This is a genomic window from Paucihalobacter sp., from assembly GCF_036825875.1.
Classification (GTDB): domain Bacteria; phylum Bacteroidota; class Bacteroidia; order Flavobacteriales; family Flavobacteriaceae; genus Paucihalobacter.
This window is the reverse complement of sequence record NZ_DAISXK010000050.1, coordinates 7,977-20,230: the sequence shown is the minus strand read 5'-3', so window position 1 is coordinate 20,230 and position 12,254 is coordinate 7,977. Positions and strand designations below refer to the sequence as shown.

Sequence of the window (12,254 nt, the reverse complement as noted above, 5' to 3'; positions counted from 1 at the left end):
GTATTGTTGAATCTGCTTGTGTAACTGTGGAAGGTTTATCGATAGACGATATTGAAAACACGTCGCATTTTTTAATGTATCCTAATCCAGCTAATGATTTATTATACATAAACACAGATTTTGAAGGATCTTTTATGATTATTAACCAAATAGGTCAAATAGTGCAAAAATTTAAGGTACAATCTAACATTCTAAATGTAATCAATGTTAAAAATTTGGCTGACGGTGTTTATTATATCAAAGGTGAAAGTGAGTTATCAAATAGGTTTAAAAAATTAATCATTAAAAAATAAACTTAAGTTCTGAGTGTAAAATAGTCACAAATATTGTTTGTTGCATTCTACTTAAATATTAGGTTACATATACCTGAGCTTACTATTAAAACAGCCTCAAAAACCGAGGCTGTTTTTTTATCTTAAAACCTAACAATCGTCATATTTTAATAGGGTAGTGCTTAGTAACTTTAAACAATCATTTTAAATAAATAGTCACCATCTAACATTATATATATGAAAGTATTTGACAATAAACACATTAAAAATGTCGCCTTGGTAGGGGCGCATCACTCTGGCAAAACAACATTGGCCGAAACCATGTTGTTCGAAGCCGGATTAATTAGCCGAAGAGGCAGCACTGAGCAAAACAATACCATTTCAGACTATCACGAATTAGAGCACCAACGCGGTGCTTCTGTTTTTGCAACTCCTTTGCATACCGAATGGCGCAATTACAAAATTAACTTAATCGATACACCTGGAATGGATGATTTTATTGGTGAAATAATTCCTTCCGTTCGTGTGGCAGAGACCTTGGCAATGGTGATCAACGCAAAGCACGGCGTAGATGTGGGCACCGAAATCATCTGGAATTACGCCAACCGCTATAACAAACCAACGGTCTTCGTTATTAATAAAATAGATCATGAAAAGGCCAATTTTGAAATGGCCTATAAAAGTCTGCACCAACTGGTTGGCAACAATGCGGTGATGATTCAGTATCCGTTAGTGATAGATGGCGCACAATGCATTATTGATGTACTCAAGATGAAATGTTACAAATTTGGTCTTAACGGTGGCAAGCCCGAAAAACTGCCCATTCCAAAAAATGAAATAGATAAAGCGAATGAACTTCATAACCTATTAGTTGAAAAAGCCGCTGAAAACGATGAAGAACTTATGGAATTATATTTCGAAAAAGGGAATTTAAGCGAAGCAGAATTACTAAAAGGAATCAAACTTGGCATGCTAAACCACGACTTATTTCCCGTATTTTGCGTATCCGCTTTAAACGACATGGGTACGGGACGCTTAATGGGATTTATTGACCATGTGGCGCCATCGCCCAGCGATTTAAAACCAGAATCAACTGTAGAAGGAGTAGCGCTTACCGCAAATCCAGAAAATGAAACCTCCTTATTTATTTATAAATCTATTTATCAGCCAAATTTGGGTGTGTTATCATTTTTTAAGGTAATGTCTGGCGAAGTACAGGTAAATGATAAGTTATTCAATACCAGAACAGGTGAACAAGAAATCCTCAACCAACTCTTTATCATGGACGGCAAATTAAAACATGCGGTTCAAAAACTCACAGCAGGTGATATTGGTGCTACTACCAAATTAAAATTTACCGAAGCCAATGATACTCTAGGCGCACAAGCCACGAGCCCGACTATCAAACCCATGAAATTTCCACAATCCCGTGTTGAAAAAGCGGTATTTGCAGTGAGTAATTCGGAAGAAGAAAAGTTAAACGAAGCATTAAAACGCATTCAAACACAAGATTTAACACTTACTTTAAATTTCAATAACGAAACCCACCAATCTATAATAGGTTGTCAAGGCGAATTGCATTTATCATCAATCGAGTGGATGCTTGAGAACATTTATAGTGTAAAAGCCCGTTTCGAATCGCCTAAAATATCCTATCGTGAGACTATACAGCGCAGTGCCAACGCTAATTACCGTCATAAAAAACAATCGGGTGGCTCTGGACAATTCGGACAAGTGCATCTTAAAATTGAGCCATGGATAGAAGGTATGGACGAACCAGATGGATTCAATATTAGAGGCAAAGAGGATATTGATTTACTCTGGGGTGGAAAATTAATCTTCTATAATTGTATCGTTGGAGGCGTGATAGATACCCGATATTTACCATCCGTAATGAAGGGCATTTTAGAAGTGATGGAAAACGGACCATTAACCAAATCTTACATCCGTGATGTTCGCGTTATGGTTTATGATGGAAAAATGCATGCGGTAGACAGCAATGATATCTCCTTTAAAATAGCTGGTGCCCATGCCTTTAAAGAAGCCTTTTTAAATGCGAGTCCAAAATTAATGGAACCCGTAAACGATATTTTGGTTAAAATACCCGAAAGCATGACCGGCAGCGTGATGACCGAGTTACAAACCAAGCGGGCGATGATTCAAGGCATCACTAACGAAGGAAATTATCAGTTAATTAAAGGACAAATTCCAAAAGCTGAACTCGATAACTTTTCAACACAACTCCGAAGTGCGACCCAAGGCCGCGGTACTTTTGTAACCTCATTTAAAGGCTATGAACCCGTGCCAGCACATATACAACAACAATTAATTAACGAATTCAAGACCGAAACACTAGAAGTTTAACCACTAAAAATATAAAATTATGGAGACCAAAGTAATGTATTTAAGCGACTTAAAGTTTAATATCGACACTTGGAAACGAGAATTGAGATTTCATCTTGACGAAATGGATACCTTCCAAGAAAAACTAGATGAAATAAATAATAGACAAGATTTAGAAGTAATAGCCTTAAAAAATCTGGATGGTTTTCAAAACCGTATTTTAATTGAACAAGATGCTATTGCCAAACTCAAACACCGCTGCAGAAATATCTTGGCTGGCATCAACCGGAAGGTTTATGAAAACGACACCAACAGTCAAATATTTGATGATCAGTATGCCTTGCGTGAAGATATGCGTAATTATATACATTTACATTATGAATTAAAAGAAGAAATTATGGATTTTCTATTACTAAATTCATAAGGGTAACCAACCAAATTAAAAAGATCACCGTAACAGGTGGTCTTTTTTTTAGTCTTCAAAAAACCTGAATACAGCGCATACCTCAACTTTAGGAAATATTTAGCAGGTAGAATTACAAATATTCGCCATTAATAATGTAATTTAAGATTATGAAATATGCCGTTTACATAATAACATTCGTTCTGCTTTCAGGCTGCAGCAGCAGTATTAAAACCTATACTGAACAAGAACAGAAAGTGTACGAAAATTTACAGAATTTGGTAGCTTCTAAAAATTTTGAAATTGTAGCACATACAGCCATGCCGATGATGGGTAATGCACTTGCACAAGTACTCAATTCTAATTTATTACCGCCAGGCAACACGTCGTCACGTATAAGTATTATAGGTACGGCAAATAGTTTAAGGATTAAAGGCGACACAATTAAAGGATATTTACCGTTTTATGGAGAACAGTTTTCAGGTGGTAATCCTGCTAGAAATAACCATGGAATTTCGTTTAATGACGTTCCAGAGGATTATAAAGTTACTATGAGTGACGCTAAACATTTGGTAGATATTAGTTTTAAAATTAAAGACGAATACCGAGGTAACGAGCGTTACGATATAAATATTACATTGTTTCCAAGCAATACAAGCTTTATGAGTGTACAATCAAGCACACGGAGCAGTATACAGTTTTCGGGTAATTTGAAGACTTTAAATACAGAAGACAGGGAAGCTAAAGAATAAAACTACTTAAATGCTAAAATATTTCTATTTTACATAATATAAATTATAGTGCATTTATTACAATTTGCGTAATAGCGTGTTTTAGCGGTATTTGACATAATTATAGATATCTAGCCACATAGTGATAGATATCTATAATTATGTCAAGCAAATTGTGATTTGAATTGCCCACGAGACAAATTAAAAAAACAAACTATTTATCAAATGGAAATTTATCATGGTTTTTAAAATAATTATCAATACATACGTATGTTGAAAACGTACATGCAAACTATGTCGAAAACTAAAATAAATTCTGAAGTTTAATTCAATGTATCTTAATTCAAAGCATCCACCACCGAAGGCAACACAATATCCTTCTGAGCCACAAAAACGCCATCCACCAAAGTTGGTTTTAAAATACGGCTTGGGTCACCTTTTTTAGCAATGCGCTTACGACACAGCTTAGTCAATAACGGGTCTTCATCAAAAAGAATGGAAGCAATTTCATAAGGTGGGTCGTTGGGCTCCTTAACTTTCACAAATAATTGTTGCAACATATTAAATCGTCGGTCATTGCCTGGGATATAGGTATAAAAGGTATATGCACCATCTGCATCGGTTTTGATAAAACCTCTGTTGTGTAAATAGCGTTCGCCATTCACTTCACGTACGTCAAAATCGCCGCGTTCATCAGCTTGTTCTATACTTATAATAATGTTACTCGCTGGTGTTATACCATCGCTGTCGTAAACAATTCCTGAAATTTTTAACTTGTTGGTCTTCGATTCAAAGCCTGGAATGGTGTCGGTATTGCTTAAATCTTGCGAAGCCTGGTAAATAAATGAAGCGTTTGATACTTCTTGAGCATTTACCAAGTGCGTGGCACTTAAAACTAGAGAGCAACAAATTAAGGAAATTAATGTTTTCATAATCTTGAGCATTTGGGGTTATTCAAATGTCTAGATTTTATGTAAAAACCGATAAAAAAAAATACCAACGTATAAAAAATTAGGATAAACTGAAAAAACCTGCAAAATATTTCGGTGAAAGGAACAGATTTTTGATACAATTATGACAAGCATCGAAAATTATTGCGCAAGAAAACCAACAAATTTGTAATTTTAAACCAACCAATTCATCTGATTATGAAACGTCACATCAAAGAAATCCTATTTCAAATCATTCCTGTAGCCATCGGTGTGTATCTCGGTTTTTTCGTCTCAAATTGGGCGGAAGCCAATAAACGCAACACCGATACCAATAAATACCTTGAAAATCTTACTGCCGAAATGCTTCTGAATAAGCAAAAAATTGAAAGCGTGGCAAACTACCACCGCATGCTTCGCGATAGCAGCATCTATGTTTCAATTCACGCAAAAGACAACCTAAAACCCGCATTTTTTCAAGGTACAAGGGTTTTTCCATTAGTGCAGAGTGCATTTGTAACTGGCTTACAAACAGGTGTAGTAAACGAATTATCCTTGGATCAAATCCAAACAATCAACGAACTGTATAACCAACAGGACTATTATAATGATTTTGGAAAAACACTTACAACCGGACTATTAATTTTTGATTTCTCAAACTCTGAGGCTGCTAACATCAAAAAAATTGCCTCTTTTTTAGGCATGACCATGACCGATGTTATCTTTCAAGAAGAGTCATTATTACAACAGTATGATCAGGCGCTAAAGATTTTAGATCGATTGTAGTCTGATTAAAAAAGTCCTCATTATTCAAAAGCCTCATTAATGTTTTTCTCGGCTTCTTCTTCATCGTCCGAATCACATTCTAAAGATTCTTGTTGTTTGTTGTTCTCACTGTGAAACTGCAGACTTACATAAATAGGAAAGTGATCTGATCCGGCATGTGGCAATACCTTGATATCATTCAATTTAAAATGCTTACTGTGAAATAAATGATCTAAAGGCCAACGAAACAAAAAATAATCGGCGTGAAAGGTATTGTAATGCCCACGACCAACCCGCGGATCCAACAAGCCGCTGATCTTTTTAAACAGCCGTGTACTTCGCGACCAAGCCACATCGTTTAAATCGCCAAACACCACCACTGGAATTTCTGATTTTGCAGCTTCTTTGCCAACAATTAATAATACCGCATCCCTATTAGTAGTATCAGAAGATTCGGTTGGACTTGGCGGCATAGGATGTAAACCATACAGCTGTACCTTTTGTCCAGATGCCAAGCTAATTTTGACACTTATAGATGGAATATCTTTATTAACGATATAATTTACTTCGTTTGTCTCCAAAGGCAATTTCGAATAAAAATGCATCCCGTAAAGGTTGTCTTTCGGAATTTTAACTTGATGCTTGTATTCAGCATCCAAGTCTTTCATAGCCGTTTCCCAGTTAGTGTCGGTTTCTAATAAGAGTAATATGTCTGGATTATTCTCTTTAACCAACTGCAATAAACGATCATATTGATTATTAGTCATCAACACATTAAAAGACATAATGTTGAGTGTGTTTTTACGATTATTATTGGTATTGTTTTGCACTTCCTTCGGATAGATTTTGGTATAAGGAATCACGCGCATCAAATGATAAACAATAGCAATATTCACCAATAATAAGCCAATGATGGCGATATTGGTTTGATAGTTTTCAAAAATAACCGACACCACAGACACCGTAACACTGAGCACCAATAATTGAACAATCGGAAAATCAAACCCACGCACCGACCAATGCTTAATGTTCAGTAAAGTGAGAAATGCCATCGCGAACAATATAAATTCTAAAATGATTAATACCGTGTAAAGCATAAATTATGTATTGCTCGCAAAGATAATGGGAAAGCTGACGGTTTATCAGTTTTAATTTACAATAAAATTTATTAATTAAACATAACAGTCATCGATTTTTTTATAGGTTTAGGTTGTTTTTCACCAGTTTCCCATTTTTCATAATCAATACTAGTGTTTCTTTAGCATTTTTAAAAACTTCTAAATTTTTCAAAGGATTGCCGTCAATAAGTATTAAATCTGCCAAGGCGCCTTCTTCTATCACCCCTAGCCTACCCGTATAAGGACTTCGTTTTCCTGACATGGCCAAAATATCGGCGTTATTGGAAGTGACCATTTTTAAAATTTCATAATTGCTAAACCAACGTTTCATCTTAAGCAATTGTTCGGCCGGCTGTGCGGCTTTTTTACCATCAAACAACACATCCGTACCATAGCCTAGTTTGATCTTATATTTTTTTGCCAATTCAAATGCCGTATCGGTGCCTTGGTACATTTCCAATTGTTTGGCACGACTTTCGGGTGTTAATACACGTTTATCACCTTCATCTACAAATGGTTGCAGGCTCCAAGCCACCTCATATTCAACCATCATTTTAACGGTTTCTTCATCTATCATTTGGCCGTGATCAATACACTTCACTCCTGCCCTAATCGATTGTTGAATAGCGCGTGGCGTGTAAGCATGAACCGTCACATAAGTTCCCCAGTTTTCGGCAGCTTCTACAGCAGCTTTAATTTCGGCTTCGGTGTATTGTGTTACATCTAATGGATCGTACATAGATGAAACGCCGCCGCCGGCCATAAGCTTAATTTGACTTGCACCCAACATCAGCTGTTCTCTTGCCTTAACGCGAACAGCATCGGGATTATCGGCTATAGCTGCGGCATTGATACGTTCGGCATAAGTTAAGCCTTTTGTTGGATCGGCTGGGATTTCAGTAGGTAGTCTAAAGTCGCCATGGCCACCCGTTTGAGAAATAAAAGCCCCTGATGGCCAAATTCTTGGGCCAACAACCACACCTCGGTCTATGGCTTGTTTTAAGCCAAATACTGGACCACCCAAATCGCGAATGCTGGTGTATCCGTTCATCAATAAATTTTCAATGTTTTTTGAGGCTGCAATATTTACAAAACCAATATCTGAGGTCAGTAATGCAATTTGCGATAAACTGGCAAACATGGCATGATAATGTACGTCTATCAATCCTGGCATTAAAAACTTACCCTGCCCATCAATAATAGTTACATTCGCACTTTTATTGGTCGGAATAGGTTTAGTTGAAATTCTACTAATTTTAGAATCCACCACCAATACATTCCCTATCATGGTTTGCTGGTCTAGACCGTTAAAGATTTCGACGTTATTAATTAAAATACTTTGCTGGGCTTGCCCCATAAAAAAACACATTATGGCAATAATACTGAACTTAAAAGTTTTCATGGATAAAAAGGTTTGATAATTGACTGTTAATTTGACGATGGTCTGGCATCTCGTATTTTACGACTTTAAATTTAAACATTAATGTTTTAAATTTCTAAAAAAATAGCTTCCTAAAATTGTCAATTCTAATAAATAAAAAACGACGCCCAAATTGGAGCGTCGCTTTGTTCTCAGAGTCATCTTAGCAATAATTTCCCTAGGCAAAACAATTTAGTTTAATGAAATAATATTTAAGGCAAGTTAAACACCTCTTTTTGTCATTATAACTATTATGCTCAGCTTCACTCCTACTTACGTAGCATTTAAATGAGCGGTTTTATAACCATTTGTTTTTTTCGTAATTTTATCAAATAACTTGAATCATCATACTATGAATCCAACCTTAAGAAATGTAATAGCCGTCATCATCGGATTGGTGGTCGGCTCTGGTTTTAACATGGGAATAATTATGGTTAGCGGATCCATAATCCCACCACCCGCAGGCGTCGATCCAGCTCAAATAGATAGTTTAGTTAACAATATGTATCTATTTAAACCTAAGCATTTTATTATGCCGTTTTTAGCGCATGCTATTGGAACATTAGTAGGTGCATTTTTAGCGGCAAAAATAGCTGCTAAATACCATTTTAATATGGCAATGATTATTGGCTTATTCTTTTTATTGGGAGGCATTTCTAGTGCTTTTATGTTACCGGCACCAACTTGGTTTATATTAGTTGATGTGGTATTTGCCTACATCCCAATGGCGGTTTTAGGTGCAAGATTAGCTATCAAATCGAATCAACAACCTGAATAAAGATATGTCCGTTAAGTTTATTTTTGTCTTAATTATTCCGTTTGTGCAAGCAATACCATTTCAAGAAGAACCGCACTTAAAACACCAATGGAAACAGCGTGTGCTGCTTGTTATAAGTAATGAAACAAACACAAAGTCCGTTGAAAATCAAATTGAAGAATTAACTAGTAATTTAACTGCCTTAAATGAGCGTAAACTAATCGTTTATCAAATAAAACGTGATAGTTTTAAGCAAGGACTAGACAAGCAATCCCAATGGATATCTAATAAAAAATGGTATGACGTGTATGCGGATAGAAGGAAGTCACTCGAAATTGTATTGTTTGGCTTAGATGGTGGTCAGAAGTTATATGCTGAGCAGTTCTTAACTTCTGAAAAATTGTTAGAAACCATTGACGCAATGCCAATGCGGCAATCTGAAATGCGTCAGAAAAATTAAAAGCAACGACCTTATCCTAAAAAAGAAAGACAGACAAAACTTCCCTAAAATTTTGCCTGTCTGTTTGTAAAGATAATTGCATTACAGCCGTTGGATTACATCAGATAGTCTGAGGCATTCAGCATCACGGTTTTCTTTTGACGGTTCATTTTTAAAACTACTTTATAAATCACGTCGGTATTTTGGTTGGTGTAATTTATTTGACATTGAACTTTACTAAATTCCCAGCCTGGATATGTTTTAGCAAGTTCTGAACTTATAATATACGGTAATCTAACATCTTTAAAGGTTTCATTACTTTCTATTACCTGCCCGTTATGATCATAAATTGCTGTTATTTTATTTTTACCTTCTCTAAAATTAACTTGGTAGGTTGAAGGTCTGTTAGCCGTGTAGATAGACTGCGATTTAATATCGTAATTACTAACTAACTTTTGTAATTTATGAATTCTTTCAGAAACAATAGCTTCACTCATAATGGTGCTATAAATGGCGATTGGCTTTTCTGTTTTATAAGTTTTAGTTGATGTGTTCGAGTATTGAACCATCGCAAGATCGTTCTGAGAAAAACTTAGGCTGGTAAAACCTAAAAATAATAAACCTAGAAGTGCTGTTTTCATAATACATGTGTTTGTGTTGATTAATAAAATGTTTTTAATATTTGCGATTATTGTTAATAGTTTTTTCATGAGGGTAACGGTTGTTTTGACCTCACTACGAATGTAGCTATATACAATACATAAATCCTAATTTGGACCATAGACAAATAATAGACAAGACAAAAAATACTTTTGCAATCTATTGACAAACAATAAAATATAACGTTTACAAACTTTGAATGAAACTATCTAAGTTTTCGTCGGAAGATAAATTAAACTTGCTTCTAAGTCGGTAGCGACTCGTATTTAACGATGCCAACGAGATGTTTTGAAGGGTAGCAATCTCGTGGCTGTCTATTTTTAACCGGATTAAAGAGCACAATCTAATATCGGTTTTGGTAAGTTTTGGATAGGCGGCTTTTAACTGCTTATAAAAGCCTGCACTCAACTTATCTAAACGCTCATAGAATGCCAGAGTGCCTTTGTCAAAATTAATTTTATTTTTTAATTCTTGTTCAAACTCATCAATTTGATTTTTCCGTGCACGACCGGTAGTTTCTTTGAGTTGTGCAAATTTGTCAGCCAATAGCCTTGCCCATTCTTGATTTTGATTCAAATTAATTGCAAAATCAGATAAATCGCGTTTCTTGGCCGCTACCTCATCGTTAAGCTGTTTGTTTTTTAATTCTTTGACTTCTAGAGACTGTTCTAAAATTAACTGTTTATTTTTGACATTCACTAGGTATTGTTGTCTTCTAAGATATAGTGATAGGAGCACAATTACCACAATGGAGGAAACAAGCGACGAAATCCAAAGCTTGGTACGCTGGCTTTTAATTTTGCTTTCCTTTTCAACTTGGTCTATTCTAAAGTTTAATTTCACTCTATCTATTGCGAGTGTATTTAACACAGATTGCCATTGTTGATTGATTTCAGAAGTTAAATTAAAGATGCTATCGGATAAGGTCTCCGCTTGACTTAAGGTTTGGTAGGCTTTACTATAGTTTTGTTGACTGCGATAATATGCTTCTTTACCTTTTAAAAACTCTAATTTAGCTGATGGTTTTTTATTTAGTTGATAAGTGCTATCGCTTTCTATAAGTATCATTTTTTGAAAGGCCCATTCCGCTTCCGAAAAATCATTTAGCTTCAAAGACACATCCATATATTGCGCAACTGCACTCACCAATCGTGCTGTATCTAAGTTGTATTGCATAGATCGATCACGTGAATGGGTATAAAAATCTACATTCATTTTGTATAAAGGTTTAGCCTTCATATATTTCTTTTGATCCATATATACATCAGCTATATTATCCCGAATGCTTCCTAATAAATGATGTTCAGGGAATTGTGATTTTGTAATATTGAAAGCTTTGTGAAATTGTATTAACGCGGAATCTAAATCTTTCTTTGTCCAATAAAAATAGAGTCCATAGTTATTAATAGCCGATGGGTACATGACGATATTTGTGTGTTCTGTTTTTTTAATATTATGTCTATGTACAGCGGCAGCACTATCTAAATGGTATAGCTTTTCATAGTTTCTGGCGGTCATACTATAAGCAAACAATCGTGCTTCTGTTAGTTCTTGTTGCTGATTCTTTGTTAGTTTATTTTGATTTTTCTCATAATAATCAAAAAAAAGCTTGTAAGCTTTGATGGATTCTTTAGGGAGATTCATTTCCATAAACCAATTACCCGAATGTAGGAAACTATTCATTTTAAGCTCGTGATGTCCATCAATAAAGGGCAGTAATTCTAAACGCTGGAATAGCTGTGATAAATACCTCTCTAATTGCGGTGCTGTAAAGGATTTTCGGTCATACGTTTCAAAACTATCCTCTGGAAAGGATTGCTCCATTGCTTCAGTTAATTCGTAATATTGTTGTAAGGCTGCTTCGCTCGACATCTGCGATTGTAAAGTATTTACAAGCACGAGACAGTATAAAATGCGTTGAAGTATTTTTAAAAATAGTGGTGGCACAATAGCAAAATCCATGAAGTTGTAAATATAGCTATAATAATCTTATACTATTGAGCTGCTTATGCGTTGATGATTCTAGATTAATTTCAAATATTATAATGACGATTAGACCCAAAAAAATCCTCAAAAGAGGATGTTTTATGATTTTTATGTATAGTTTATAAGCTAATGAATCAACAATTTCCTTGTAAAAGTTTTTTGATTGGATTTAACACTAACGATAAGTAAACTACTTGCCTTAATTCCATGTAATGAAATTTGAGTGCTTTTCTGATTATTAATAACCTTTGAAATTAAATGTTGGCCAAGTAAATTGTAAACATCTACATGTTGGATTGCATTATTCTGATTGGTATCTATTTGAATTGAATTAGAAGTTTTCTGATAGCTAATAGTCGTATTCGCGGTAAAAAATTCATCAGTGCTTAATGCTCCTGGAGGAATGTTGGCTGGCATGGCATTGGTAAAGG

General features: G+C 35.2%; 13 protein-coding genes. 7 read left to right on the top strand and 6 right to left on the bottom strand.

Annotated elements, in window-relative coordinates:
• From V7Z48_RS11880 to V7Z48_RS11865, 4 genes are all read left to right on the top strand, one after another.
• On the top strand, positions 1 to 293 hold a 293-nt coding region (locus V7Z48_RS11880), incomplete at its 5' end, for a T9SS type A sorting domain-containing protein (protein WP_334113733.1).
• Positions 294 to 509: 216 nt separating this feature from the next.
• Positions 510 to 2,636, top strand: a complete 2,127-nt coding sequence (locus V7Z48_RS11875) for an elongation factor G (RefSeq protein ID WP_334113732.1) — start codon at positions 510 to 512, stop codon at positions 2,634 to 2,636.
• Positions 2,637 to 2,655: 19 nt separating this feature from the next.
• The gene (locus tag V7Z48_RS11870; protein WP_334113731.1) at positions 2,656 to 3,039 is read left to right on the top strand and encodes a hypothetical protein; all 384 of its coding nucleotides are present in this window, start codon (positions 2,656 to 2,658) and stop codon (positions 3,037 to 3,039) included.
• Positions 3,040 to 3,188: 149 nt separating this feature from the next.
• Entirely contained in the window at positions 3,189 to 3,770 is a 582-nt protein-coding gene (locus V7Z48_RS11865; RefSeq protein WP_334113730.1) for a DUF4251 domain-containing protein, read from the top strand.
• Between the two features lie 317 nt (positions 3,771 to 4,087).
• Here V7Z48_RS11865 and V7Z48_RS11860 read toward each other — a convergent pair whose 3' ends face one another.
• A complete protein-coding gene (locus V7Z48_RS11860) occupies positions 4,088 to 4,681 on the bottom strand; it encodes a hypothetical protein (RefSeq protein ID WP_334113728.1) in 594 nt (197 codons plus the stop codon).
• A gap of 216 nt (positions 4,682 to 4,897) precedes the next feature.
• On the opposite strand from V7Z48_RS11860, the gene V7Z48_RS11855 reads away from it, so the two are divergent.
• Positions 4,898 to 5,464 (top strand): hypothetical protein, encoded by a 567-nt coding sequence (locus V7Z48_RS11855; RefSeq protein ID WP_334113727.1) that lies wholly within the window; start codon positions 4,898 to 4,900, stop codon positions 5,462 to 5,464.
• A gap of 20 nt (positions 5,465 to 5,484) precedes the next feature.
• On the opposite strand, the gene V7Z48_RS11850 is transcribed toward V7Z48_RS11855, so the two are convergent.
• The gene (locus tag V7Z48_RS11850) at positions 5,485 to 6,495 is read right to left on the bottom strand and encodes an endonuclease/exonuclease/phosphatase family protein (RefSeq protein WP_334113726.1); all 1,011 of its coding nucleotides are present in this window, start codon (positions 6,493 to 6,495) and stop codon (positions 5,485 to 5,487) included.
• A gap of 145 nt (positions 6,496 to 6,640) precedes the next feature.
• Positions 6,641 to 7,963, bottom strand: coding sequence for a metal-dependent hydrolase family protein (locus tag V7Z48_RS11845; protein ID WP_334113725.1), 1,323 nt, complete (start codon positions 7,961 to 7,963; stop codon positions 6,641 to 6,643).
• 370 nt (positions 7,964 to 8,333) lie between these two features.
• Here V7Z48_RS11845 and V7Z48_RS11840 point away from each other — a divergent pair, with 370 nt between their 5' ends.
• Together V7Z48_RS11840 and V7Z48_RS11835 are read left to right on the top strand one after the other, a co-directional pair.
• On the top strand, positions 8,334 to 8,759 hold the full coding sequence (locus V7Z48_RS11840; RefSeq protein WP_334113724.1) for a hypothetical protein: 426 nt from the start codon (positions 8,334 to 8,336) through the stop codon (positions 8,757 to 8,759).
• Positions 8,760 to 8,763: 4 nt separating this feature from the next.
• The gene (locus V7Z48_RS11835) at positions 8,764 to 9,198 is read left to right on the top strand and encodes a DUF4174 domain-containing protein (RefSeq protein WP_334113722.1); all 435 of its coding nucleotides are present in this window, start codon (positions 8,764 to 8,766) and stop codon (positions 9,196 to 9,198) included.
• A 95-nt stretch (positions 9,199 to 9,293) separates the two neighbouring features.
• On the opposite strand, the gene V7Z48_RS11830 is transcribed toward V7Z48_RS11835, so the two are convergent.
• The 3 genes from V7Z48_RS11830 to V7Z48_RS11820 form a co-directional block, all read right to left on the bottom strand.
• Positions 9,294 to 9,818: a hypothetical protein gene (locus tag V7Z48_RS11830; RefSeq protein ID WP_334113720.1), complete on the bottom strand. Its 525-nt coding sequence runs from the start codon at positions 9,816 to 9,818 to the stop codon at positions 9,294 to 9,296.
• Between the two features lie 205 nt (positions 9,819 to 10,023).
• Positions 10,024 to 11,799 carry a helix-turn-helix transcriptional regulator gene (locus tag V7Z48_RS11825; protein WP_334113718.1) on the bottom strand — a complete coding sequence of 592 codons (1,776 nt, stop codon included), beginning with the start codon at positions 11,797 to 11,799 and terminating at the stop codon, positions 10,024 to 10,026.
• Between the two features lie 150 nt (positions 11,800 to 11,949).
• The coding region (locus V7Z48_RS11820) for a T9SS type A sorting domain-containing protein (protein ID WP_334113716.1) at positions 11,950 to 12,254 on the bottom strand (305 nt) is incomplete at its 5' end.